The sequence below is a fragment of the Paracoccus onubensis genome (genome assembly GCF_003591515.1).
GTDB classification, from domain to species: Bacteria; Pseudomonadota; Alphaproteobacteria; order Rhodobacterales; family Rhodobacteraceae; genus Paracoccus; species Paracoccus onubensis.
Map to the genome: position 1 here is coordinate 196,644 of NZ_QZCG01000010.1, position 23,930 is coordinate 220,573.

A 23,930-nucleotide genomic window follows, 5' to 3' on the forward strand; every position below is an offset into this window, starting at 1 on the left:
TCAATCCTCCGGGATGGGACGGGTGGAATGGATCGAAAGCCCATAGGCGTCAAGCCCCACCACTTTTACCGGCGCCGAATTGGTCAGCAGGACGAGTTCCGTAAGCCCGAGACTCGAAAGGATCTGAGCGCCCAGACCATATTGGCGAAGCGTATGCGGCCCTGTCTCGCCCGGCTCAGGCAGGCTGTTACCCAGATCGCGGATCAGCACGATGACGCCTCGCCCCTCGGCGGCAATGGCGCGCATGGCGGCGGGCAGACTTCCTGCATCCTCACGCGTGATGCCGAGCACGTCATATAAGGGATCAAGCGCATGCATCCTGACCAGAACCGGTTCGGATCCGGTCAGATCGCCTTTGGTCAAAACGATATGCTCGGCGCCTTGCCTTTCATCGGCGAAGACACGCATCATCCAGTCACCCCCATGAATGGATTGGACCATGCGCTGTTCCCGTTCAGAGATCAGATTGTCGTTGCGGCGACGATACCGGATCAGATCGCTGATGGTGCCGATCTTCAATCCGTGCCGTTGCGCGAAAGCGACCAAATCCGGAAGGCGGGCCATGCTGCCGTCCTCGTTCATGATCTCGCAGATCACGCCCGAAGGGTTCAGCCCCGCAAGGCGCGAGATATCCACAGCCGCTTCCGTATGCCCGGCGCGGACCAGAACCCCACCATTCCGCGCCCGCAGGGGAAAGACATGGCCCGGCGTGGCGATATCCGCAGCCCCCTTGGACGGATCGATGGCGACGGCGACGGTACGGGCGCGGTCATGTGCGCTGATTCCGGTGGTCACGCCTTCACGGGCCTCGATGGACATGGTGAAGGCGGTCTCATGCCGAGAGGAATTCCTGGGGCTCATCAGCGTAAGCCCCAGGGCGTCAATCCGCTCGCCCGGCAGGGAAAGACAGATCAGCCCGCGCCCATAGGTCGCCATGAAGTTTATCGCGTCGGGTGTGGCCATCTGCGCGGGGATGACCAGATCCCCCTCATTTTCTCGATCCTCGTGATCGACAAGAATGAACATGCGTCCGTTCCGCGCATCCTCGATGATTTCCTCGATCGGCGATATCGCGTCCGAAAACTCGTTTTCGACGGGACCGGGCTGTTCATACTGCATGGTTCTCTCCGGTGAAATAATGCGTGCCGGTAATGAACCCGGCCAAACCACCCGCGGCCATCAGTTCCCGCTCGTGATCCGTTTCCCCGATCATCAGAACGGCATTTCCGGGCAGCCCCTGTGCATGCAGCCATGCCTTCGCCTCGTTGCGCATTGCAGCCCATTGACTGCCGAAAACAGGCAATGGCCGCGCGGACACTGCCTCGATCCGCTGCCCCAGGGCACGCGCATCCAGTCCGGGGCCAACGCCGAGATGGCGATCCAGCGGCAAGATGTCCAGTTTCTCGGCCCTGCCCCGATCCAATGGCTGCCCGTCGCGGAATACGCCAAGCGCGTTTGACGAAAACAGAAAGGCAACCAGATCGCGGCCAGTCGTCGCGCGCACCCCGGCATAGGTCCTGTAATCGAGGCCCAGAGATTGCGCGCGCCGCACCCGCGTTCGCACGACCTCGACCGGCAGAACCGGAAGCAGATCCGCGCGTGCCCGTCGCCAGCAATGCGTACGCCATGAGGTCGAAGCAACGGATGGCCCGCCGTTATGCCCGATCCCGGCGGTCATGCCTGATCCGCCTCGGCCAGCCGGGCCACATATCGGGCCAATGTGTCGATTTCGAGATTCACGGCGTCGCCCAGCGTGATATCTCGCCAGTTGGTCACCTGCCGCGTATGGGGAATCAGGTTCACACCAAAGCGGTTTCCCTCGACATCATTCACGGTCAACGAGGTGCCGTTAAGTGCGACCGAGCCTTTCGGAGCGATGAAGCGAGCAAGATTTTCGGGGGCGGAAAAGGTCACCCGTGTGCTGTCGCCCTCGTCCCTGATATCGTCGATCAGGGCGACCCCGTCGATATGGCCGCTGACGATATGGCCCCCCAACTCGTCACCGACCTTCAATGCACGTTCGAGATTCAGCCGCTGACCGGTTGCCCAGCCATTCTTTCCGATATTCGTTTTCGAGATCGTCTCGGCCGAGATATCCACGTCGAACCAGTCATCGCCCTTGGCGATCACCGTCAGACAAACACCGTCACAGGCGATCGAGGCACCGATATCGACATGTTCCATATCATAGCTGCAACCGATCCGCGCCCGCATATCACCACGCAGTTCGACCTGTCTGACATCGCCGATATCGGTGATAATGCCGGTAAACATCCGTCTCTCCTGACTCTTGCCTATAGTGCAACTAGGATATTGAAATCACCCGCGCAAGATCACCTTAAGGGCGTGATGGCGGCAAAGCTTCGCACATATCTCGGCAGGTTGCCAGTTTTTGCTGGCAATGTCGTCGCCGTCGTGCCATATCGCCCGCGGTTAGAACGTAATACTTTCTTTGCAGTCATTTCTTCCGGAGGCAGGATGTTTCACGCGAATCTGCCGAAATCCCAGTCTGGCGATGCGAACCAGAACAAACGCCCGTTGCCGGATGATACAGCGCCTCGCAGTTTCCTGTTGCTTCAGGGACCGCATGGGCCTTTTTTCGACAGGCTGGGGCGACTGCTGCGCGCCTCGGGCGCGAATGTCTGGCGTTGCGGGTTCAATGCGGGGGATGAATATTTCTGGTCCGACAAGCCAAGCTTCATCCGGCATGACGGCTCGCTGAATGAATGGCCCGAGCATCTTGAGCGGATCCTGACGGAAAAGAAGATCACCGATATCGTGCTTTATGGCGATGTCCGCCCGGTCCACGCGATCGCACGCGAACGGGCCGAGGAATTGGGGCTGCGTATCCACGTCTTCGAGGAAGGCTATCTGCGCCCCTATTGGGTCAGCTATGAACGCCACGGCTCGAACGGCAATTCAAAATTGATGCAGATTCCACTTGCCGAGATGCGAACCGCCCTCCGCGATACCCGGAATGAAATCCGCCGCCCACCTGCACATTGGGGCGATATGCGGCACCATAAATTCTATGGGGCATTTTATCATTTTCTGGTCCTGGTCGCCAATCGCTCCTATCGCCATTATCGCAGCCACCGGACGATTTCGGTGATGCGGGAATTCCGGTTGAACCTCCGGCGGTTTCTGCTTGCTCCGGCACATAACATCGCGACATCACTGCAATGGCGCAGATTCCGTCGCGCAGGCTGGCCCTATTCGCTTGTTCTGATGCAGCTGGAGCATGACTCGAATTTCCTTGGCCATTCGCCTTTCGAAAGCAACGCCGATTTTGTCGAGAAAGCCGTGGCAGAGTTCGCTCGCAGCGCGCCCCGGCATCATCATCTGGTGTTCAAGGCCCATCCTCTGGAGGATGGGCGCGCGCGAAACAGAACGGCGATCCGCAATGCTGCGATCAAAAACGGCGTTTCCGAGCGTGTACATTATCTGCGCGGCGGCAAACTGGCGACGTTGCTGTCGCAGGCCTGTTCGATCGTTACGGTCAATTCGACCGCCGCGCAGCAGGCACTTTGGCGTAACCTGCCGGTTATTTCCCTTGGCCGGGCGATCTATAACAAGCCCGGTCTGGTCTCGGATCAAACGCTTGAACAATTCTTCATGCAACCCGATCCGCCGGATCCGAATGCTTATCGGATTTTGCGGGATTACCTGCTTCAGACCAGCCAGGTTCCGGGCGGCTTCTATTCGGAACGTTCCCGGGCTCATGCATTGCGCATCGTCAGCGATCTGATTCTTGCGCCGGATGATCCATATGAAACGCTGGCCACTGGCCGGTTTCTGGTTCGGCAACAAATAACCGATATGGACAATTAGACCCAAGTTATTGTGGGCATGAACCAAATTTAACAATACTATGTCAGACACAGCGCCAGTAAGGCGTGACTAGAATAATAACAGGAGCTCAAGAGGTGACAGGACACTCTTTACGCAACCCCGCGATGCGTGTCGTGATGATCGCAGCGCTCGCCTTGCTTACGGCCTGCGGCCTGCCGCGATCTGGCCCGAGCAAGAAAGAGATATATTCCGGCGCGGTCGAGCATGGCGGGAATGCAGCGATTATATATGTCAATGAACATGTGACACGCACCGCGAATTTCAGCCCGAGCTACGGGTTCTCGCAAAGTTTCCGAAATTCCAGTGCGATCGGCGCGGATGAAATTCGTCCGGGCGATGTACTGGGACTCTCGATTTGGGAAAATGTGGATGACGGGCTGCTGACCTCGCTCGGCACCAGTTCGACGCAGCTTCAGGAAATTCAGGTCGATAGCGGGGGATACATCTTCGTTCCCTATGCAGGCCGGATTCAGGCTTCCGGAAACACCCCGGACGAGCTTCGCCAGATCATAACCGAGAAACTCAGCGACCAGACACCGGATCCGCAGGTTACCGTTGCCCGGGTGGCGGGCGATGGCGCAACCGTTTCGGTAATGGGGAAAGTCGTCAGCCAGGGCGTCTTCCCGATCGAGCGTCCGACCAGGACCTTGTCCGCCATGCTCGCAAAGGCCGGCGGCGTCGCGATCGAACCTGAAATCTCGGTCATCACGGTCAAGCGCGGCAGTGAAACCGGCAAGGTCTGGCTGACCGATCTGTATTCGTCCCCCACGAATGATATCGCCCTGCGTCCCGGAGATATCATCCTTGTGGAAGAGGATCAGCGCAGCTTCACCGCACTAGGCGCTTTGGGTGGACAGACCCGCGTGCCGTTGGGCAACGAGATGATCAGCGCGGTCGAGGCGATTGCCATGGTCGGCGGTCTCAGCTCGAATCTTGCGGATCCGACCGGTGTCTTCATCATGCGGGATGAACCGCCATCCGTCGCGTCCAAGGTTCTGGGAAAACAGGTGAATGGAACTCAGCGTATCGCCTATGTTCTGGACCTGACACGGCCGAACGGGTTGTTCCTGGCACGTGATTTCCTGATCCGTGACGAAGACACGGTCTATGTGACCGAAGCGCCCTATGTTCAGTGGCAGAAAACCATCGGTGCGATTACTGGCGGGCTCAACTCGGCCAATACGGTGTCGAACCTCACCGACGGCAATAACTGAATGCAGCCAGCTTCTGGACAACAGGCCGCCGGGGCAAGTTCCCGGCGGCTTTTCGTCTATAATGGCGGTTTCTGGTTCAAGCCACGGCTTAAACGGATACTGGCGCTTGCAGGATGGCAAATATCGACAGGCTTGCCGTCACCGGACGAATATGTCGGAATCTGGGGCGCGAGCCCGACCGCCTGGCGCGGCCGCAAGATTGCCGCGAAACGAAAAGCCCATCTCATCACGGTTGAGGATGCATTCCTGCGCTCGGTCCTGCCGGGACGCACGCGGCATCATCTGGCGCGGCGCGGCGCGATCGGCCTGCTGATCGATCCGCATGGCCTGCATTTTGACCCGACCCGGCCATCACTGATCGAAAAGCTGGTTCCCTCGGCCAAGGCCGGCGAATTGGCCGATGCCGCGATGGAAGGGATCGAACGCCTTCGGCACGCAGATCTGTCAAAATATAATGCGTTCCGCCCGGATGCATCTCCGCCGCCATCCGGATACGTCCTTGTGATCGACCAGACACGTGGCGACGCGTCGCTGATGGGCGCGGGGCGGGAAAGGTTTCTTGAGATGCTTCAGGCTGCCCGGGATGAAAATCCCGGTGCCCGGATCGTGTTGCGCTCGCATCCCGAGACCTCGTCCGGTCTTCGTCCCGGACATCTGACTGCGGAAGACCTGCGATCTGGTGAAGAGTTCTGTGATGCACCGGTTTCCCCCTGGAAACTTGTCGAGAATGCCGATGCGGTTTACGCGGTCAGCTCGCAACTCGGCTATGAGGCGTTGTTGTCAGGGCATCGTCCAAAATTGTTCGGGCAGCCTTTCTATGCGGGCTGGGGGCTTAGCGACGACCGCAATCCTTTACCGCCCGGCCGCAGAACCCCCGCGACGCGCGAAGCACTGTTCGCAGCCAGCCATCTGCTAGCCCCGATCTGGTATGATCCATGCCGTGACAGTCAGACGGATTTCAACGGTGCGGTCGATCAGCTCGAAGCCGAAACCCGGGCATTCCGGCAAGACCGGGACGGCCATCTTGCCTATGGCATGAGGCTATGGAAACGGCGCGGCATCGCGCGCGCCTTCAACAATGGCAAAGGGGTGCGTTTTATCGGAGAACCCACCGCGCAAGTGACCCTTGTCTGGGCGGGCAAAGCCGACCGGGTGCCGCAGGCGATCCGTGTCGAGGATGGTTTTTTGCGCTCTCGCGGATTGGGCGCGGCCCTTGTTCCGGCGTTGTCGCTGGTGGCGGATGATCTGGGGATTTATTACGATCCGACCCGTGAAAGCCGCTTGGAGCGGCTGATCAGCCAAGGCGCGACCCCCACGCAGGAAAAGCGCGCCCATGCGTTGATCGACAGGATTCGCGCCGCCGGGCTGTCCAAATATAATCTGAGCGGTTCGGCGATTTCTTTTCCACGTCCGCAGAATCGAAAAGTCATCCTTGTTCCCGGCCAGGTCGAGGATGATGCGTCGATCCGGCTGGGCTCTGGCCTGGAGAAATCCAATCTCGGTCTGTTAAAACGGGTGCGCGCGGAAAATCCTCGGGCCTTTCTCGTCTATAAGCCGCATCCGGATGTCGAAGCCGGGCTTCGTCCCGGCGCAATTGCCCTGCCCGACCTGTCGCAGCTTGCTGACCACATCGCCTATAACGGCGACCCCGTGACCTTGCTTGGTCAGGTCGATGAGGTCTGGACCATGACCTCGACACTGGGCTTCGAGGCCTTGCTCCGGGAGGTTCCGGTCACGGTGCTTGGCGTGCCCTTCTATGCGGGATGGGGGCTGACGCGCGATCTGGGACCGGTTCCGCCGCGAAGGCAGGGACGTCCAAGCCTTGCCGCTTTGGCCCATGCCTGCCTGATCAGCTATCCGCGCTATCAGGATCCTGTTTCCGGTCTGCCCTGCCCGGTTGAAGTCGCGGTCGACCGTCTGCTGGAGGCGCAATCGACCCAAGGCGGCCCCGGTCTTAGGGTTCTGGCCAAGATACAGGGCGCATTGTCCGGACATTCATGGATATGGCGGCGGTAAACCCGGTCTTAGTCACGTCTCCAGCGATGAAACAAATCACCCCCTATCCGGCGGGATTCCACCAGTTGAAAGCGTGGCCCGTCGGCAAGCCGCATCAACTCCAATGCACCGATCGCAGGTAAACCTTCTGCACCGATGGCAAGACCGGCGGTATAACCGACGATCTGATCCACCAGACCGCCACGCAACAGGCTTGCCGCCAACTGCCCGCCACCCTCGCAAAAGACGCGGGTTATGCCACGACCGGCGATATCTTTCATCATCTCGTCAGCAGTACCGGAAATATGCCACAACGGCCCGAAATTCGGTCCTTCACGCGGTAAATCCGGAATTTCCGTTGCCGATGCGATGATGCGCACCGGCTGCTGTACCGCACCCATGCCCCGAACATTCAGCGATGGCCGGTCAGCCCGCGCCGTGGCCCCGCCGACCATGATCGCGTCGTGTTTCATTCGCAGCCCATGCACGTGGCGGCGGGCCTCGGCACCAGTAATCCACTGGCTTTCGCCATCAGCGGTCGCGATGCGTCCATCGAAACTTGCGGCAAGTTTCAGAGTCAGGAAAGGCCGGCCCTCGGTGATGCGAAGCAGGAAACCTGCCTGTATCATTCGCGCCTCTGTCGCCCGGACAGATTCGGTGACCTCTATGCCGGCATCTCGAAGGATCGCATGACCGCGTCCCGCAACGCGCGGGTCGGGATCGGTCAGGGCCGTCACGACGCGGGTAATTCCCGCCCTGACCAATGCCTCCGCGCATGGCGCCGTTCGGCCATGATGGGCGCAGGGTTCCAGCGTTACATAGGCTGCCGCGCCCCGCGCACGACTCCCCGCTTGTGACAGCGCGACAATCTCGGCATGGGGTCGCCCGCCGGGCTGGGTCCAGCCTCGTCCCACCACCCTGCCCTTGTTGACGAGAATGCAGCCGACGGCGGGATTTGGCCAGACATTCCCAAGCCCGCGTTCCGCAAGACGCAAGGCATGCGCCATATGCAGATCATCGTCGGGTTGCGGTTTCACTCGCTTAAGGCGTCCGGGCGCAGTTCCGATACGAATTTATCGAAATCATCCGCGTCCTGGAAATTCTTGTAAACGCTTGCGAAGCGGACATAGGCAACATTGTCGATCCGCGACAAGGCTTCCATGACGATTTCCCCGATCATTTTCGACGGAATATCGGTTTCACCGCTGCTTTCCAGCCGCCGCACGATGCCCGAGATCATCTGCTCGACCCGTTCTGGCTCGACCGGGCGTTTCTGCATTGCGATTCGGATCGACCGCGCCAGCTTGTCACGATCGAAATCCTCGCGCCGGCCATTGGTCTTGACGACGACCAGATCCCTAAGCTGCACACGTTCATAGGTCGTGAAGCGCCCGCTACAGGCCGGGCAGAACCGCCTGCGCCTGATGGCAACATGATCCTCTGCCGGGCGCGAATCCTTGACCTGCGTATCGACATTTCCGCAAAACGGACAGCGCATATGATGGTTCCCTCGACCCCAGATTCACATCCACTATAGGGATGGCCGCAGGAATTGGGTAGCATTATCCACAGGCTACAAGATGCAGCTTCACGTAACTGTGACACGAATGCCGCGTTCCGGATTTAAATTGCGCTTGTCGATGGAGATGTATTCCATGAATCAGCTTGGCTGAAATATTGCCGCAATTTGACGGCAATGCGGGGCATCCCGATGCTCGACCAGATATATCCCCTGCCATTGCCCCAGCATCATCCGCCCTTGCTGAACCGGAATTTGCAGACTGACCGGAAGAATTGCGGCCTTCAGATGGGCGGGCATATCATCCGGCCCTTCATAACGATGCGTGATCCAGCCCATCGAGGGATCGTCGGCAGGCGGTGCAATCCTGTTCAGCCATGCCAACAGGTCACGCTGAACATCAGGATCCGCGTTTTCCTGTATCAGTAAAGAGCAGGATGTGTGCCGGATCATCAAAGTCAGGACCCCGTCGCCGACAGCCATCTCATCCAGCCACGATTGCAGATCATTCGTGAATTCATGGCAGACGGGGCCGTTCGTCCTGATGGAAAGGAGCCTGTTCATCCGCCTGCCCCATTATCCGTCCCGTCATCCGGATCACGCGATTCCAGCATTGCGGTATCATCGCGGTCATGATCGAGCCCGATCTTCTTCTGGGTGCGGGCGCCAAGTTCGCGCAGCATTTCGACCTGGCGGATGACATTTCCGGGGCCGCGTGTCAGGCGATCCAGGGCCTGGCCATGAGCGCGACCGGCCTGATCCAGCGCTTTTCCAACCGTTTCCATCGATTCCACGAAACCGGCAACCTTGTCGTAAAGCTGCCCCGCGCGGCTGGCGATTTCCATTGCATTGCTTTCTCGCCGTTCGACGGCCCAGATATGCTCCACCGTCCGCAGGGTCAGCATGAGTGTGGTCGGCGTGGTCAGCCCGACACCGCGTTCCATCGCGTAACCCGCCAGTCCGGGATCGCTGCGCAATGCTTCAGAAAATGCGCCTTCTATCGGGATGAACATCAGCACGTAATCCACCGACTGATCATCCATCCGATGATAGCCTTTCTCCCCCAAAGTCGCGATATGGGTGCGGATCGCCGCAACATGGCGGCGGAGCGCGGCCTGCGCCTGGGCCGGATCCTCGTTATTCACGGCCTGTTCGTAATCGTTCAGTGAGACTTTGCTGTCGATCACCATGACCTTCTGTCGCGGCATCCTGACCACGACATCCGGTCGCCAGAGCTTTCCATCATCATCGCGCCAGCTTGACTGGATTTCGTAATGGGTACCTGCCTCTAGCCCGGATTCTTCAAGAATACGCTCAAGGATCATTTCACCCCAGGCGCCCTGACGCTGTTTTTCACCCTTGAGGGCGCGGGTCAGGTTCACCGCCTCGCGCGAGATTTCTTCGGATCGTTTATGCAGCGACGCGATTTGTTCACGCAGTCTTGCACCTTCTTCATCCAGAACTTTGTTTCTGCTTTGTAATTCCGTCTGAAATCGATGCACCTGATCGCGAAATGGTGTCAGGACAGAGCTTAGTTGTTCGGTCTGCGCCTTCTGCATGTCCTGCCCTTGAACACGTAGGGTTTCCGCTGCCAATAGTTTGAATTGCCCGGTCATTTCCTCGCGCAATTCGCGCAGTGTCTTGATTTCCCGTGCAGCAGATTCACGGTCCTTGTCGGCGATCAGCCGGGCTTCGGCCAGTTCCGTCCTGATATTGGACAGATCCTGCCGCGACTGATGCAAAGCATCGGTCAGGCCGTCCCGCTCTTCGGATAATTCCGCCAGCCGGGATTCCTGCCCCGCCAACCTGACATCCTGCTGACCGCTGCGCAGTTCCAATCCGTGGCATCGGTCATTCAGTTCCGATCGCTCCCGCTCCAACTCAGCAATGCGTTCGCCGTCCTGTCGTGCCGATTGCCGAAACCCGGCGGCGTCGCGTCGCCAGCGAGACGCAAAAACCACAAGCACAAACAAGGCGATAAGTGTCACCGCAAGCAATATCTGCAATCGTTCCGGATCGCTGAACCAAAGGCCAATCCGGGTATCCAGAACTTGCGGCATCATTCCTCCTGCCTGTGAAACCGGGGGCAGTGTTCACTTTTTGTGCCAATCGCGCAACCCGAAGATTGCATAAAATTGAAACGGCCGGGAGCATCGTCCCGGCCGCCATAACATCACGATACGATCCGTTACTGGTCGAGGAACGATCGCAATTTACGGCTGCGCGACGGATGTTTCAGCTTGCGCAGCGCTTTGGCTTCGATCTGGCGAATCCGTTCGCGGGTCACGCTGAATTGCTGCCCCACCTCTTCAAGCGTATGGTCGGTATTCATGCCGATCCCGAAACGCATGCGCAGAACACGCTCTTCGCGGGGGGTCAGGCTGGCCAGAACCCGTGTCGTGGTTTCCTTCAGGTTTTCCTGAATCGCGGAATCCAGCGGCAGAACGGCATTCTTGTCTTCAATGAAATCGCCAAGCTGGCTGTCTTCCTCGTCGCCGATGGGGGTTTCGAGGCTGATCGGCTCCTTGGCGATCTTCATCACCTTGCGGACCTTTTCCAGCGGCATCTGCAGCTTTTCAGCCAGTTCTTCCGGTGTCGGTTCGCGGCCGATTTCATGCAGCATCTGACGACCGGTGCGGACCAGCTTGTTGATCGTTTCGATCATATGCACCGGGATGCGGATCGTCCGAGCCTGATCGGCGATGGAGCGGGTGATCGCCTGCCGGATCCACCATGTCGCATAGGTCGAGAACTTGTAGCCGCGACGATATTCGAACTTGTCCACCGCCTTCATCAGGCCGATATTACCTTCCTGAATGAGATCAAGGAATTGCAGCCCCCGGTTGGTGTATTTCTTGGCGATCGAGATCACCAGACGCAGATTGGCCTCGACCATCTCTTTCTTGGCGATCCGCGCTTCTTTCTCGCCGCGCTGGACCTGGCTGACGATGCGGCGGAATTCCTGGATATCCACGCCGACATATTGCCCGACCTCGGCCATATCGTTGCGCAGCTTCTCGATCTTGTCCTGCGAACGCTCGAACAGTGCCTGCCAGCCCCGGCCGGCATTCTGGAACATCCGTTCGACCCAGGTCGGATCCAGTTCCGAGCCGCGATAGGCGTCGATAAACTCGCGCCGGTTGATCCGCGCGGCATCGGCCAGTTTGACCATGCTGCTGTCAATGGCGACGATACGGCGGTTGATACCGTAAAGCTGATCGACCAGCGCCTCGATACGGTTGTTATGCAGGTGAAGCGAGTTGACCAGAGTCACAATCTCGCTGCGCAATTTCTGATAGCCGGTTTCGGCCGCCGCCGAGAAACTGTTATCCTCGTTCAGCGTTGCGGACATGCGCTGGTCCTGCATGGCGGACAATTGCTCGTAATCACGGGCGATCGCCTCCAAGGTCTCCAGAACCTTGGGCTTGAGACTGGCTTCCATTGCTGCGAGTGACAGGTTGGCACCGTCATCATCATCGTCCCCGTCATCATCGACGATGGGATTGCCGTCAGCGTCCAGTTCCTCCTGCTGCTTTTTTTCCGGCGGGGAAGCCGCACCGTTGACCTGGCCAAGAACCACTTCGTCCTCGCCATCCTCGTCATCCATCGACTGGCCGAATGTGGTTTCAAGGTCGATCACGTCGCGCAGAAGGATCTCTTCCTCGAGAAGCTCATCCCGCCACATCGTGATGGCCTTGAAGGTCAGCGGGCTTTCACAAAGGCCCGCGATCATCGTATTGCGGCCAGCCTCGATGCGTTTTGCAATCGCGATCTCGCCCTCGCGCGACAGCAGTTCGACCGATCCCATCTCGCGCAGATACATGCGCACCGGGTCATCGGTCCGGTCAAGTTTCTCGGTCTCGGTCTGGGCGACGGCCACTTCCCGCGATCCCGAGCCGACAGGAACGACTGCGCCGCCTTCGGCCTCATCCGCCGATTCCTCGTCTTCGATGATATTGATGCCCATTTCCGAAAGCATCGACATCACGTCTTCGATCTGTTCGCTGCTGACCTGTTCGGGCGGAAGAACCGTGTTCAGCTGATCGTAAGTGATATAGCCACGCTCGCGCGCTTCGGCGATCATCTTCTTGACGGCCGCCTGACTCATATCCAGTGAATGGGCGTTATCGTCCTTGTCTGCCTTGTCTGTTTCTTCGTCCTTGGCGGCCATCCATGGTTCCTTTTCAGGGCGGTCCTTCGCGGGAGGCCCGCGAATCGGGGATAAGAATCGGTTACTTTTATCGCGCTTGCGCCCCGAATCATAGGCGGGGCCGGCAATGATTCGCCAAACCGATTCGACTGATTCGGCGTCCGGGTCAACGGCGGGGCGGTTTGCGCCAGATCTCCTCGTTCACGAACTGCTCCAACTGAGCCGATAAAGCGCCGCGATCTTCGTCCAGATCGCTTGAATCCTCCAATTCGGGGCGCTCGGCGCGATGCCGGGCGCGGGTGATCTGCTGCATGCGCCATGTCAGGCCCTCATCCGCCTCGCCCTGGATTTCGGCTTCGGCACGGGCCAGTTCGGCGCCTGCGGCACGCTGAGCCTCCAACCGGTCGAAAAGGTTGTTCAGAATCGCCAAGACATTCTCGGCATCCTGACTTTCGATCAGATGGGGGGTGAGGCCCAGATGGGAATCGGCACGCAGCGTTTCAAGGGCACGACGCCCCGCATCGCTGTCATCACCCGTCAGCAAATCATGCAGCAGCGCGGCACGTTCGGAATCCCGGGGCAAAAGCCGCTCCAGCCGCTGTTCGATCACCGGTTGAAGCTCTGCCCGCAGAGCGCAGATCAGCAGGCAGGCCCCTTCCAGAAGCGAATCCGCGGCGCGCGGATCATCATCGGGAATCACCGGGGCAACCGCACGGATTGCGCCACCCGGACGCCCTGACGACGCGCGACCATCCCTGAACCGTTTGCCGGATTTCCCGCGCTGCCAATCGCTGCCAAAGAGTTCCCGGCGCTTGCGACGGATTTCGTCGCTGTAATGCTGACGGGTCAGTTCATCGGGAATGCGGGCAATCGCCTCTTGCAGGCGGCGATCCAGTGCGGCCTTGCGCTCAGGGCTGTCGAACCGATGGCTTTCGGTTTCGCGATTCCATAGCAGGTCAACCAAGGGCCGGGCCTGATCCAGCAATGCCTTCATGGCACCGGATCCGGAGGATTTAAGCAGATCATCCGGATCCTGCCCCGCCGGAAGCACGACGAAACGTAACGCCTGCCCCGGACCGGTCAGCGGCAGAGCCAGATCGATCAGCCGGTTCGCGGCACGCTGTCCGGCTGCATCGCCGTCAAGTGCGATGACCGGTTCGGGACTGACACGCCACATCAGCCGCAACTGATCTTCGGTGATTGCGGTGCCAAGCGGCGCGACGGCCCCTGCAAATCCGGCCTGCGCCAGTGCAATCACATCCATATAGCCTTCGGCGACGATCAGCGGCTGCCCCTTTGAGACCGCCACCCGGGCCGGGCCGACATTGTAAAGATTGCGGCCCTTGTCAAAAAGCGGGTTCTCGGGACTGTTGAGATATTTCGCCCTCGCATCGGGGTCCATCGCCCTGCCGCCAAAGCCAATGCAGCGGTCGCGCCCATCCCGGATCGGGAAGATGATCCTGCCACGAAAACGGGAATAACTTGCGCCGCCATCGTCGGGTTTTGCGCCGATTCCCGCCTCGATGATGGCGTTCTCGTCAAAGCCCTTTTCGCGCAAGGCCGCGATCAGGGCGGTGCGGCTGTCAGGAGCATAGCCGATCTCGAACCGGTCCCGAGCGGCCTGATCCAATCCCCGGCGCGCCAGATAATCGCGCGCCTCGGTAGCCGCGGCAGTCTGAAGCTGCAGGCGGAACCAGCGGCAGGCGGCCTCGGTCACCTCCAGCAATTTGCTGCGGCGGTCGCTGCGCTGTCGTTCGCCCGGATCCTGTTCGGGCATGGCCATCCCGGCCTCGGCGGCCAGAACCTTGACCGCTTCGATGAATTCCAGCCCATCCGCTTCGCGCAGGAAGGTCAGGGCATCGCCCTTGGCATGACAGCCAAAGCAGTAATAGAAGCCTTTCTGATCGTCGCAGTGGAAGCTGGCGGATTTTTCCTGATGAAAGGGGCATGGCGCCCACCAGTCCCCGCGCGCCTGATTAGACTTGCGTTGATCCCAGATCACCTTCGGCCCGATCACGCGGCTGATCGGGACACGGGTCCGAAGTTCGTCAAGGTAACCGGGAGGCAGACTCATACCGTTGATTATCGTGCCGACGGCATATATCGGCAAGCGACGCTGTGCGAAAATTTCCGGTGAGGCCTGTCAGCCGTCATTTTCAGCCCTGACAGCGCCCTGCGCCAGCCGCCAATAGATGTCTCCGATCCGTTCCCGATCAAGCCGCCCGCCCTCGCGATACCAATTGGTGACGCCGGTCAGCATTGCAATCAGGGCCATCGTCGCAAGCCGCGAATCGTCGATCTTCATGACCCCTGCCCCCACCCCGTCCCGCAGAATGGCCTCCAAGGCGTCTTCGTAACGACCGCGCAATTCTGCAATCCTCGCGTGATTCTCGGGATCGAGATTCCGCAGTTCCATATAGGACAGAAACACCGCGTCCGAGCGGTCGAGACTGAAATCGATATGAAAGCGCACGAATTTCTCAAGCCGGTCAAGCGGCATCCCGGCCGGATCGTCCTGCCATGCCGCCAGCAATTCCAGCATATGCTCTTCCAGCAGTTCGAACAGAAGCGTCTGTTTGTCCTTGGTATAGGCATAAAGCGCGCCTGCCTGCACGCCCACTTCCGCCGCGATCTGCCGCATCGACACCGCCGCATATCCCTGCCGCGCAAAAAGGCGGCGGGCCTGTTCGCGGATGAGTGGTCCGGTAATGTCTGCGCGGGAACCTTGGGTGCGGGCCATGCTTCCGTCATACGGCGAAGATCGTGATTGTAAAAGCTTTGATCCAGCCATTGTGGAGGCTCACTCACAGACATAAGCTGCCTGCATGACACGCTTTGCCAGATACGCGCTTTGCGCCACGCTGCCCCTGTTGTCGGCTTGCAGCGGGCAATCCGGGGATTACCCTTCGCTTCTGCCCATGGACCAGTTGCTGGCCGAACCGGAACTGCCCGCTGCCGGTATTGATCCTGCAGCCGCAAGAGGCACGGCACGGACCCGGGCCGATGATCTCAGAGCCCGGGCCGATGCCCTGCGCGGGCCGGTGATCGAACCGGATCTGAGACGCAGGATCAAGGAAACCGAAGGTTGATTGCGTGAAGGAACAAAGGTTGGTAAAGAAAATTTACCAGCCATCCGGAGTATCCCATGCCCGTCATCACATCTATCGAGGATCTCAAGACCCTGCACCGGTCCCGTACGCCTCGCATGTTTTACGATTACGCCGAATCCGGAAGCTATACCGAACAAACCTTCCGCGAGAACACCAGCGATTTCGCGCGTATCCGTCTGCGTCAGAAAGTGGCTGTGGACATGTCGAACCGCAGCACTACGTCGGATATGATCGGATTGCCGGTTTCGATGCCGGTCGGGCTTGCGCCAGTCGGGTTAACCGGAATGCAGCATGCCGATGGCGAAATTCTGGCCGCGAAAGCTGCCGAGAAATTCGGCGTCCCCTTCACCCTGTCAACCATGTCGATCTGCTCGATCGAGGACGTCGCCGCGCATGTGACCAAGCCCTTCATGTTCCAGCTTTACGTGATGAAGGATCAGGAATTCCTGGAGAATGTCATCGAACGCGCCAAAGCTGCGGGCTGTTCCGCAATGGTGCTGACGCTGGATCTGCAAATCCTTGGGCAACGGCACAAGGATCTGAAAAACGGCTTGTCCGCGCCTCCGAAACTGACCCTGCCCACCATGCTGAACCTTGCCACGAAATGGCGCTGGTGCATGGCGATGGCGCAGACCAAACGCCGCACATTCGGCAATATCGTCGGCCATGCGAAGGGCGTGGGTGATATAAGTTCACTGCAAAGCTGGACCGCCGAGCAATTCGATGACCGGCTGGACTGGGAAAAGGTCGCGAAAATCCGCGATATGTGGGGCGGCAAGCTGATCCTGAAGGGTATTCTGGATCCCGAGGACGCCCGGATCGCCGCCGATTTCGGCGCCGATGCGATCGTGGTGTCCAATCATGGCGGGCGGCAGCTGGATGGCGCCTTGTCGTCGATCAGGATGCTGCCGCATATCGTCCAGGCTGTGGGCGATCAGGTCGAGATCCATATGGATAGCGGGATCCGCAGCGGTCAGGATGTGCTGAAAGCGCTTGCGCTTGGTGCACATGGCACATGGATCGGTCGGGCCTTCATCCACGGGCTGGGCGCCATGGGCGAGGCCGGAGTGACCAAGGCGCTTGAGGTCATCCGCAGCGAGCTCGACACGACCATGGCACTTTGCGGCGAACGCGATGTGCGGAATATCGGTGGTCATAACGTCATGCTACCCGACGGATTCCTGAGTGAATACGGGCCGTGACCAGCGGCGCGCCCGCCCCTGTTTGAACGGCCCCCGGAAAATGCAGCGACCGGTACATGCATCGTCATAATCCAGTGACGGCGATTGCTTTACATATTTCCCCTTCACAACCTGTCCATCCTGCGCTATAGGCCCCACCTTGCTGTCATGCACCCTTGGAGGATGACAGCGTCAACACTTGTTAAGGATGAAAACAATGGCCAAAGAGATCCCGGATCTGGTGGCCGAGGCACGCGCGGGGACAGGCAAGGGGGCCGCCCGCCAGATTCGCCGCGAAGGCAAGGTGCCCGGCATCGTATATGGTGACAACAAGGACCCGCTTCCTGTCGCCTTCAATTTCAACGAGCTGCTGACCAAGCTGCGAGCAGGACGTTTCCTCTCCCGGCTGTGGAACCTGAAAGTCGAAGGACAAGAGGACGTTCGCGTCATCTGCCGTGACGTTCAGAAGGATGTGGTCAAGGATCTGCCGATCCATGTCGACTTCATGCGTCTGCGCCGTACGTCGAAAGTGAACCTGTTCATTCCGGTCGAGTTCGTCGGCCATGACGATTGCCCCGGCCTGCGCAAGGGCGGTACGATCGTGACGGTACGCTCGGAGGTCGAGCTGATCGTGACTGCCGGCGACATTCCCGAGCAGATCACCGTTGACCTGTCCGGCCTGCAAATCGGCGATGGTGTGCATATCGAAGACGTCAAACTGCCCGCCGGAACCAAGCCGACCATCGACCGTAATTTCGTGATCGCCAATATCGCGGCACCGTCGGCCCTGAAATCTTCGGATGACGATGAGTCGGATGAAGCTGACGCACCCAAGGAAGAAGCCGCCGAAGCGGCTGCCGAGGAATAATCGCCTTTCCATCATGGAATGGTTCGGGGCGGTGCCGTCAGGCGCCGCCCTTTCCTTTTCCTGCCAGTGCTGATAGCCAGCCCCTCTGTCGAACATAGCCCAACGAGGACCGTATGGAGCCCGTCAATATCATCGGCGCAGGTCTTGCCGGTTCCGAGGCCGCTTGGCAGATCGCCCGTGCGGGCGTGCCGGTCATCCTGCATGAAATGCGCCCCAAGGTCGCGACCTTCGCGCATAAAACCGGTGACTGCGCCGAGATGGTCTGCTCGAACTCCTTCCGGTCTGATGACGATGTCATGAATGCCGTAGGCCAATTGCATTGGGAAATGCGGGCGGCAGGCGGCTTGATCATGGCCATGGCCGATCGTCACAAATTGCCTGCGGGCGGAGCCCTTGCTGTGGATCGCGAGGCATTTTCCCAAGCCGTTACCGCCACATTGCGGAATGAGCCGCTGATCGGGTTTCGTCCGGCCGAGGTCACTGAACTTCCCGATACGGGCAACTGGATCATCGCCACCGGACCCTTGACATCGGACCGGCTGGCCGCGTCGATCCGCGCGGTCACAGGCACCGAATCCCTGGCGTTTTTCGATGCGATTGCCCCTATTGTCCATGCCGACACGATCGACATGAGCATCGCCTGGGAGCAAAGCCGCTACGACAAGGGCGAAACCGAGGAAGAGCGCCGCGCCTATATCAATTGCCCGATGACGCGCGATCAGTATGAAGCTTTCATCGATGCTCTTCTTGCGGCCGAAAAGGCCGAATTTCACGAAGGCGAAATGGCCGGTTATTTCGACGGCTGTCTGCCCATCGAAGTCATGGCCGAGCGTGGTCGTGAAACCCTGCGTCACGGTCCGATGAAGCCGATTGGCCTGACCAACGCTCATAAACCGGACGAAAAAGCTTATGCCGTCGTTCAGCTGCGACGCGACAATGCATTGGGAACGCTGTATAATATAGTCGGATTCCAGACCAAGATGAAACATGGCGCCCAGACACAGGTTTTCCGGATGATTCCCGGGCTGGAAAATGCCGGTTTCGCTCGTCTTGGCGGCATTCACCGCAACAGCTTCCTGAACTCGCCCACCCTGCTGGATGATCGCATGCGCCTGCGGTCGCGCCCGAATCTGCGTTTCGCCGGACAGGTCACCGGGGTCGAGGGATATGTCGAAAGCGCCGCCATGGGGCTTCTGGCCGGGCGCATGGCAGCGGCGCAGGCAAAAGGAAATGACCTGCCGCCCCCCGCCTTTACCACCGGAATGGGGGCATTGGTGAATCACATCACTGGCGGAGCAGATGCGAAAACCTTTCAGCCCATGAACGTGAATTTCGGTCTGTTTCCTCCGCTTGAGGAGATGCGGGGCGGGCGCAGAGGACGCAAGGAGCGCTATCCCGCCTATACCGCACGCGCCAAAGAGGATTTCAGATCATGGCTGGCGGTGCAGTAAGGCGCACGCGCTTTGCCCCGTCTCCGACCGGGCTGCTGCATCTGGGGCACGCCTATGCGGCCTGTATCGCCGCGCGTTCGGCCAGTCCGGGCGAATTTCTTCTTCGGATCGAAGATATCGACCGAGACCGGTGCAAGCCCAAATTCGAGACCACGATCTATGAGGATCTCGACTGGCTGGGACTGAACTGGCAGCACCCGGTCCTGAAGCAATCCGATCGGATGGCGGCTTATGGCAAGGCTCTGAAGCGGCTGGATTCCCTATGCTATCCCTGCCGCTGCCGTCGTGGTGATATCCGGGCGGCACTGTCTGCCCCACAAGAGCATGCATTGCCTGCCGGTCCCGACGGTCTGATCTATCCGGGAACCTGTCGCGGCAGGTCGATGGCCGGGATTGGGTCGGAAGATGTCATTCGTCTTGATGTGGCGCGCGCCTTTGATGCGCTTGGCCTCGACCGGCTGACATTCCGCGACGAGGCGATCATGCCCGGCCACGATCACAATCTGAGCCGGGAAGAGTTCCTGAATGGCATTGGTGATGTGATTCTATCGCGTCGAAGCATGGGTACATCTTATCATCTTGCGGTCGTGGTCGATGACGCGATGCAGCGGATAAATGTCATTACACGCGGAAAGGACTTGTTTGATTCCACATGGATACATGTTCTTCTTCAGAAATTACTCGATTATCCGACGCCGCTTTATCACCATCACCGGCTGATCCGCGACAGCCACGGCAGACGGCTTGCCAAGCGGGACGATGCGCGGGCAATCCGCCATTACCGGGAAGAAGGCTTAACGTCTGACGACATCCGTCTCATGATCGGGCTGACACCATGACGCGCCGGCTCATATCATCGGTTTCATGATCTCGGTTTCTGCGCCTTCCCGGATGGCGGTGTAGAAGCAACTGCGGCGGTTGGTATGGCAAGCTGGGCCAGTCTGGCGAACCAGCACCAGCAGACAGTCGCGATCGCAATCGACCCGAAGTTCAACCAACTCTTGCACGTGACCCGAGCTTTCCCCCTTGACCCAGAAGGATTTCCGCGAACGTGACCAATAGGTGACGCGCCCGGTCTGCAAAGTCTGTGCGACGGCCTCGGCATTCATCCAGGCCATCATCAGCACGTCATGGCTTTCGGCATCCTGCGCAATTGCCGGAATCAGACCATTCACGTCATATTTAAGGCTGGCCGGATCGAACATCGGGTTTCCTTTCGTTATCGGGACACCTATCTAGGACGGATGGAACGCGCGGAAAAGGACCGATGGGCGACAGCGATGTGATGCAGCTATATTCGCGCCGGATTCTGGCGTTGACGACGGAAATTCCGCATCAGGGCCGCCTGGCTGCGCCTCATGGCAGCGCCATGCGCCGGTCGCCGCATTGCGGATCATCAGTGACCGTCGATGTAACGATGAAGGACGGCCGCGTCGCGGAATTTGCACAGGAAGTCCGGGCCTGCGCCCTGGGACAAGCCTCGGCATCCGTGCTGGGCAAGGCGGTGATCGGTCAGACCCGCGACCGTCTTGAAACCGCACGCGATCAGTTGCGGGCAATGCTGAAGCAGGATGCCGCGCCTCCCACGGAACCATTCGAGGAGCTTGAAGCTTTGCTGCCCGCACGGGAATACCCCAATCGTCACGCCTCGATCCTGCTGGCATGGGAGGCGGTGCTGGCTGCAATTGACGAGGTGCAAGCAAAAGCCTGACCGGCCCAATCGCGAAGCATCAAGAAAAAACCGGCCCACAAGGGGCCGGTCAAGTTACGCGTGACAGGGAGACAGTGACGGCGCACAGGCGAAGGCGCCGGCTTACACGCGGGGCAGAGAAATCAGGCCTGCAGGATGGCGGGTAACCAAAGAATGACAACTGTGGTCACGGATAGCGCGGCGACACCCAACAGATCGGAAGCGAATTCGCGATTCATGGCAACAACTCCTTCGTGTTGCCGTTTTGTTCTCATATTGCGGCATCGATGTAAAGAACTTTTCGAGAACATTCAGGAATTTCGGAACTTCCAGAAATGATCGAGGGGGCCGTGCCCCTGCCCTACACATAGCCGATCGGCACCCGCTATCGCATTGGAAACGTATGATTTTGCGGATCTGACAGCCTGTTCTGCATCTTCAGACAGGACCAGTGCGGTCGCTAGCGCCGAAGACAGACTGCAGCCGGTACCATGACTGTTCCGGGTCGCATGACGGGGGCCTTCCAGCCAAATCCCCCGATTCGCGCTCATCAGCAAGTCGGGCGAATCACACCCGCCAAGATGCCCCCCTTTCAGCAGCACCAACCCGGAACCAAGCTCAAGCAACGCCGCGGCCTGTTCCTCCATCTGTGCGCGATCCTGTGCCTCGGGGCAGCTCAGAAGATCCGCGGCTTCCGGCAGATTCGGCGTAATCACCGTAGCGCGTGGGATCAGATGGTCGCGCAGCGCCGCCACCGCCTGTGCGGCAAGCAGGCGATCCCCGCTTTTCGCCACCATCACGGGGTCCAGCACAATGGGACAGGCGCAGCCGTCCAGAGCCTGCGCAACCGCCGCGATCACCGCCGCGTCGCCAAGCATTCCGATTTTCACCGCATCCACGCGAATATCCTCGAAAACCGCCTGAATCTGCGCGGTGATAAAGGCGGGCGGCACCATGTGAATACCGCTGACGCCACATGTATTCTGTGCCGTCAACCCGGTAAGCGCCGCCATGCCATAGCCGCCATTCGCTGAAATCGCCTTGAGATCGGCCTGTATCCCCGCTCCGCCAGAGGGATCGGAACCCGCAATAGACAGAATATTCGGTATCATTTCGCCTCCCGCGGCGCGGCGCGCGCGGCATGGGATTTCCATGACAGCAACGCGACTTCCTACGCCGGCATGATCCGGTTCAGGTTCAAAGGGTTCATCTCAGCCCAGGGGCGCCCCCGTCACAGGCTCAGGAAAACAGAACTCGACGACCTGCACAAGTCCCGCCGGATTCCCGGCATTCAAGCCGGGGCGTGACTCTGCCGGGCACAAGCTCTAACCAGTATCCAAAAGTTGTAGGGAAAGGCGAGGCAATGGCAGACGCAGAGATCGGATTGATCGGGCTTGGCACCATGGGATCGGCGCTTGCGCTGAATATCGCGGAGAAGGGCTTTCCGGTCGCAGTCTTCAACCGCACCGCACAGGTTACGCGCGATTTTCATCGGGAATCCGGCGAACTCGCTTCGCGGGTGATCCCGACCGAGAGCCTTGAAGATCTGGTCGCCGCCATCAAACCGCCCCGCGCGATCATCCTGATGGTGCCTGCGGGCGATCCGGTCGATCAGCAGATCAAGGCGCTTGCACCGCTGCTGGCGCCAGAGGATCTGGTGATCGATGCCGGGAACGCGAATTTTCACGACACGAATCGCCGGGCGAATGCGAAATTGCCCGTCCGCTTCCTGGGCATGGGCGTTTCGGGAGGCGAGGACGGCGCGCGTCACGGCCCTTCGATCATGGGCGGCGGCAATCGGGCGGATTGGGACCGGATCTCACCGATCCTGACAGCTATTGCCGCCAAGGCCGAGGATGGCACGCCCTGCGCCACATGGATGGGCGAACAGGGTGCAGGGCATTTCGTCAAGGCAGTGCATAACGGCATCGAATATGCCGATATGCAGATGATCGCCGAGATTTACGGGTTGATGCGCGACGGCATGTCCCTGCCCGCTTTGCGCATCGCCGAAATATTCGAGGGCTGGAACGAAGGCCCGCTGCAATCCTACCTGATCGAGATTTCGGGCAAGGTCGCCCGCGCCTCTGACCCGCATGGCGGCCAGCCGATGCTGGACGTGATTCTGGATCGTGCCGGTCAGAAAGGCACAGGACGCTGGACCGCGATCGAAGCGCAGCATCTTGCGGCGCCCATCCCGGTGATAGAGGCCGCCGTCATGGCGCGAAACATCTCTGCCCGGCTGGATGAGCGGAAAGAAATTCAGGATCGCTTCGGCCCGGCCCCGCAGCCATGTATCATCGAGGAACCGATACTGGAACGCGCCCTGATCGCAGGCAAGATTCTGTGCTATGCGCAGGGATTTGCAATGATCTCGGCCGCATCCGAGAAATTCGGCTGGTCTCTGCCATTGCCGGAAATCGCCCGTGTCTGGCGCGCAGGCTGCATCATTCGCTCATCCATGCTCAACGACATGGCCGAGGCCCTGACCGAACATCCCGACCGCAATCTGATCATGGCTCCGGCCTTTGCGACGCGATTGGAAGACAGCCTGCCCGCCTTGCGGCAGGTCGTGGTCGAGGCGACCCGGCAGGGCCATCCTCTTCCCGCCCTGGCACAGGGTTTGATCTGGTTCGACATGATGCGCACCGGTCGCGGTACCGCAAACATGATTCAGGCGCAGCGCGATTTCTTCGGCGCGCATGGTTTCGAACGCCTCGATGGCCGCAACGAGCCGCATGGTCCCTGGGGAAGCTAGGAAGCAAAGTCTGGTCACGGATGGAGTGCGATGACGGCGTTTGGCATCCGCTCCATGCAATCCGCAATCACTCTGTTACCTGCCGGATCCGACCGTTTTACCCTCTTTCTTCTTTGCCCAAATATCTCGGGGGTCCGGGGGC

22 protein-coding genes and 1 riboswitch are annotated in these 23,930 nt (G+C 59.6%); of the genes, 10 read left to right on the forward strand and 12 right to left on the reverse strand.

Translation table 11 applies throughout. The features are described 5' to 3' along the window. Genes ribB through D3P04_RS15585 form a run of 3 tightly spaced genes read right to left on the reverse strand, consistent with a single transcriptional unit; the run spans position 1 to position 2,274 of the window. Complete coding sequence (ribB, locus tag D3P04_RS15575) at positions 1-1,119, reverse strand: 3,4-dihydroxy-2-butanone-4-phosphate synthase (protein WP_119750487.1); 1,119 nt, start codon at positions 1,117-1,119, stop codon at positions 1-3. Next, entirely contained in the window at positions 1,109-1,678 is a 570-nt protein-coding gene (locus D3P04_RS15580) for a hypothetical protein (protein WP_119750489.1), read from the reverse strand. The genes ribB and D3P04_RS15580 overlap by 11 nt, the downstream gene beginning before the upstream one ends. After that, positions 1,675-2,274: a riboflavin synthase gene (locus tag D3P04_RS15585; protein ID WP_119750491.1), complete on the reverse strand. Its 600-nt coding sequence runs from the start codon at positions 2,272-2,274 to the stop codon at positions 1,675-1,677. The genes D3P04_RS15580 and D3P04_RS15585 overlap by 4 nt, the downstream gene beginning before the upstream one ends. A 204-nt stretch (positions 2,275-2,478) precedes the next feature. On the opposite strand from D3P04_RS15585, the gene D3P04_RS15590 reads away from it, so the two are divergent. The 3 genes from D3P04_RS15590 to D3P04_RS15600 all read left to right on the forward strand — a co-directional run bounded on the left by D3P04_RS15590 (position 2,479) and on the right by D3P04_RS15600 (position 7,082). After that, a complete protein-coding gene (locus D3P04_RS15590) occupies positions 2,479-3,831 on the forward strand; it encodes a capsule biosynthesis protein (protein ID WP_119750493.1) in 1,353 nt (450 codons plus the stop codon). Between the two features lie 125 nt (positions 3,832-3,956). Next, a complete protein-coding gene (locus D3P04_RS15595) occupies positions 3,957-5,066 on the forward strand; it encodes a polysaccharide biosynthesis/export family protein (RefSeq protein ID WP_232845037.1) in 1,110 nt (369 codons plus the stop codon). Continuing rightward, a complete protein-coding gene (locus tag D3P04_RS15600; protein ID WP_119750495.1) occupies positions 5,067-7,082 on the forward strand; it encodes a capsular polysaccharide biosynthesis protein in 2,016 nt (671 codons plus the stop codon). An 8-nt stretch (positions 7,083-7,090) separates the two neighbouring features. Here D3P04_RS15600 and ribD read toward each other — a convergent pair whose 3' ends face one another. The 7 genes from ribD to D3P04_RS15635 form a co-directional block, all read right to left on the reverse strand. After that, complete coding sequence (gene ribD, locus D3P04_RS15605; RefSeq protein ID WP_119750579.1) at positions 7,091-8,068, reverse strand: bifunctional diaminohydroxyphosphoribosylaminopyrimidine deaminase/5-amino-6-(5-phosphoribosylamino)uracil reductase RibD; 978 nt, start codon at positions 8,066-8,068, stop codon at positions 7,091-7,093. Between the two features lie 26 nt (positions 8,069-8,094). Beyond that, positions 8,095-8,559 carry a transcriptional regulator NrdR gene (gene nrdR / locus D3P04_RS15610; RefSeq protein WP_119750497.1) on the reverse strand — a complete coding sequence of 155 codons (465 nt, stop codon included), beginning with the start codon at positions 8,557-8,559 and terminating at the stop codon, positions 8,095-8,097. A gap of 162 nt (positions 8,560-8,721) precedes the next feature. Further along, complete coding sequence (locus tag D3P04_RS15615; RefSeq protein WP_119750499.1) at positions 8,722-9,144, reverse strand: secondary thiamine-phosphate synthase enzyme YjbQ; 423 nt, start codon at positions 9,142-9,144, stop codon at positions 8,722-8,724. Next, positions 9,141-10,643 carry a DNA recombination protein RmuC gene (gene rmuC, locus D3P04_RS15620; protein WP_232845034.1) on the reverse strand — a complete coding sequence of 501 codons (1,503 nt, stop codon included), beginning with the start codon at positions 10,641-10,643 and terminating at the stop codon, positions 9,141-9,143. The genes D3P04_RS15615 and rmuC overlap by 4 nt, the downstream gene beginning before the upstream one ends. A 125-nt stretch (positions 10,644-10,768) precedes the next feature. Then, positions 10,769-12,751, reverse strand: a complete 1,983-nt coding sequence (gene rpoD, locus D3P04_RS15625; RefSeq protein WP_119750503.1) for an RNA polymerase sigma factor RpoD — start codon at positions 12,749-12,751, stop codon at positions 10,769-10,771. 145 nt (positions 12,752-12,896) lie between these two features. Continuing rightward, entirely contained in the window at positions 12,897-14,804 is a 1,908-nt protein-coding gene (dnaG, locus tag D3P04_RS15630) for a DNA primase (RefSeq protein ID WP_119750581.1), read from the reverse strand. A 69-nt stretch (positions 14,805-14,873) separates the two neighbouring features. Continuing rightward, on the reverse strand, positions 14,874-15,470 hold the full coding sequence (locus D3P04_RS15635) for a TetR/AcrR family transcriptional regulator (protein WP_119750505.1): 597 nt from the start codon (positions 15,468-15,470) through the stop codon (positions 14,874-14,876). 85 nt (positions 15,471-15,555) lie between these two features. Between D3P04_RS15635 and D3P04_RS15640 the strand changes: the two genes are divergently transcribed. From D3P04_RS15640 to gluQRS, 5 genes are all read left to right on the forward strand, one after another. Next, the gene (locus D3P04_RS15640; protein WP_119750507.1) at positions 15,556-15,819 is read left to right on the forward strand and encodes a hypothetical protein; all 264 of its coding nucleotides are present in this window, start codon (positions 15,556-15,558) and stop codon (positions 15,817-15,819) included. 56 nt (positions 15,820-15,875) lie between these two features. Next, the gene (locus D3P04_RS15645; RefSeq protein WP_119750509.1) at positions 15,876-17,042 is read left to right on the forward strand and encodes an alpha-hydroxy acid oxidase; all 1,167 of its coding nucleotides are present in this window, start codon (positions 15,876-15,878) and stop codon (positions 17,040-17,042) included. Between the two features lie 196 nt (positions 17,043-17,238). Next, positions 17,239-17,889, forward strand: coding sequence for a 50S ribosomal protein L25/general stress protein Ctc (locus D3P04_RS15650; RefSeq protein WP_119750511.1), 651 nt, complete (start codon positions 17,239-17,241; stop codon positions 17,887-17,889). A gap of 113 nt (positions 17,890-18,002) precedes the next feature. Beyond that, positions 18,003-19,340, forward strand: coding sequence for a methylenetetrahydrofolate--tRNA-(uracil(54)-C(5))-methyltransferase (FADH(2)-oxidizing) TrmFO (trmFO, locus tag D3P04_RS15655; protein WP_119750513.1), 1,338 nt, complete (start codon positions 18,003-18,005; stop codon positions 19,338-19,340). Then, entirely contained in the window at positions 19,322-20,179 is an 858-nt protein-coding gene (gluQRS, locus tag D3P04_RS15660; protein ID WP_119750514.1) for a tRNA glutamyl-Q(34) synthetase GluQRS, read from the forward strand. The genes trmFO and gluQRS overlap by 19 nt, the downstream gene beginning before the upstream one ends. Before the next feature lie 9 nt (positions 20,180-20,188). On the opposite strand, the gene hisI is transcribed toward gluQRS, so the two are convergent. Beyond that, positions 20,189-20,545, reverse strand: coding sequence for a phosphoribosyl-AMP cyclohydrolase (gene hisI / locus D3P04_RS15665; RefSeq protein WP_119750516.1), 357 nt, complete (start codon positions 20,543-20,545; stop codon positions 20,189-20,191). Between the two features lie 62 nt (positions 20,546-20,607). Between hisI and D3P04_RS15670 the strand changes: the two genes are divergently transcribed. Beyond that, positions 20,608-21,051 carry an iron-sulfur cluster assembly scaffold protein gene (locus D3P04_RS15670; protein ID WP_119750518.1) on the forward strand — a complete coding sequence of 148 codons (444 nt, stop codon included), beginning with the start codon at positions 20,608-20,610 and terminating at the stop codon, positions 21,049-21,051. A gap of 290 nt (positions 21,052-21,341) precedes the next feature. On the opposite strand, the gene thiD is transcribed toward D3P04_RS15670, so the two are convergent. Then, positions 21,342-22,142 carry a bifunctional hydroxymethylpyrimidine kinase/phosphomethylpyrimidine kinase gene (thiD, locus tag D3P04_RS15675; protein ID WP_119750583.1) on the reverse strand — a complete coding sequence of 267 codons (801 nt, stop codon included), beginning with the start codon at positions 22,140-22,142 and terminating at the stop codon, positions 21,342-21,344. A gap of 39 nt (positions 22,143-22,181) precedes the next feature. Next, positions 22,182-22,270, reverse strand: a riboswitch (TPP riboswitch). A 123-nt stretch (positions 22,271-22,393) separates the two neighbouring features. On the opposite strand from thiD, the gene gndA reads away from it, so the two are divergent. Continuing rightward, a complete protein-coding gene (gene gndA, locus D3P04_RS15680; RefSeq protein WP_119750520.1) occupies positions 22,394-23,788 on the forward strand; it encodes an NADP-dependent phosphogluconate dehydrogenase in 1,395 nt (464 codons plus the stop codon). Positions 23,789-23,930: the final 142 nt, after the last annotated feature.

What these genes read in the sequence shown, in the direction of transcription:
- ribB (WP_119750487.1), bottom strand. Translation starts at nt 1,119, where the DNA reads ATGCAGTATGAACAGCCCGGTCCCGTCGAAAACGAGTTTTCGGACGCG.
- D3P04_RS15580 (WP_119750489.1), bottom strand. Translation starts at nt 1,678, where the DNA reads ATGACCGCCGGGATCGGGCATAACGGCGGGCCATCCGTTGCTTCGACC.
- D3P04_RS15585 (WP_119750491.1), bottom strand. Translation starts at nt 2,274, where the DNA reads ATGTTTACCGGCATTATCACCGATATCGGCGATGTCAGACAGGTCGAA.
- D3P04_RS15590 (WP_119750493.1), top strand. Translation starts at nt 2,479, where the DNA reads ATGTTTCACGCGAATCTGCCGAAATCCCAGTCTGGCGATGCGAACCAG.
- D3P04_RS15595 (WP_232845037.1), top strand. Translation starts at nt 3,957, where the DNA reads ATGCGTGTCGTGATGATCGCAGCGCTCGCCTTGCTTACGGCCTGCGGC.
- D3P04_RS15600 (WP_119750495.1), top strand. Translation starts at nt 5,067, where the DNA reads ATGCAGCCAGCTTCTGGACAACAGGCCGCCGGGGCAAGTTCCCGGCGG.
- ribD (WP_119750579.1), bottom strand. Translation starts at nt 8,068, where the DNA reads ATGGCGCATGCCTTGCGTCTTGCGGAACGCGGGCTTGGGAATGTCTGG.
- nrdR (WP_119750497.1), bottom strand. Translation starts at nt 8,559, where the DNA reads ATGCGCTGTCCGTTTTGCGGAAATGTCGATACGCAGGTCAAGGATTCG.
- D3P04_RS15615 (WP_119750499.1), bottom strand. Translation starts at nt 9,144, where the DNA reads ATGAACAGGCTCCTTTCCATCAGGACGAACGGCCCCGTCTGCCATGAA.
- rmuC (WP_232845034.1), bottom strand. Translation starts at nt 10,643, where the DNA reads ATGATGCCGCAAGTTCTGGATACCCGGATTGGCCTTTGGTTCAGCGAT.
- rpoD (WP_119750503.1), bottom strand. Translation starts at nt 12,751, where the DNA reads ATGGCCGCCAAGGACGAAGAAACAGACAAGGCAGACAAGGACGATAAC.
- dnaG (WP_119750581.1), bottom strand. Translation starts at nt 14,804, where the DNA reads ATGAGTCTGCCTCCCGGTTACCTTGACGAACTTCGGACCCGTGTCCCG.
- D3P04_RS15635 (WP_119750505.1), bottom strand. Translation starts at nt 15,470, where the DNA reads ATGGCCCGCACCCAAGGTTCCCGCGCAGACATTACCGGACCACTCATC.
- D3P04_RS15640 (WP_119750507.1), top strand. Translation starts at nt 15,556, where the DNA reads ATGACACGCTTTGCCAGATACGCGCTTTGCGCCACGCTGCCCCTGTTG.
- D3P04_RS15645 (WP_119750509.1), top strand. Translation starts at nt 15,876, where the DNA reads ATGCCCGTCATCACATCTATCGAGGATCTCAAGACCCTGCACCGGTCC.
- D3P04_RS15650 (WP_119750511.1), top strand. Translation starts at nt 17,239, where the DNA reads ATGGCCAAAGAGATCCCGGATCTGGTGGCCGAGGCACGCGCGGGGACA.
- trmFO (WP_119750513.1), top strand. Translation starts at nt 18,003, where the DNA reads ATGGAGCCCGTCAATATCATCGGCGCAGGTCTTGCCGGTTCCGAGGCC.
- gluQRS (WP_119750514.1), top strand. Translation starts at nt 19,322, where the DNA reads ATGGCTGGCGGTGCAGTAAGGCGCACGCGCTTTGCCCCGTCTCCGACC.
- hisI (WP_119750516.1), bottom strand. Translation starts at nt 20,545, where the DNA reads ATGTTCGATCCGGCCAGCCTTAAATATGACGTGAATGGTCTGATTCCG.
- D3P04_RS15670 (WP_119750518.1), top strand. Translation starts at nt 20,608, where the DNA reads ATGGGCGACAGCGATGTGATGCAGCTATATTCGCGCCGGATTCTGGCG.
- thiD (WP_119750583.1), bottom strand. Translation starts at nt 22,142, where the DNA reads ATGATACCGAATATTCTGTCTATTGCGGGTTCCGATCCCTCTGGCGGA.
- gndA (WP_119750520.1), top strand. Translation starts at nt 22,394, where the DNA reads ATGGCAGACGCAGAGATCGGATTGATCGGGCTTGGCACCATGGGATCG.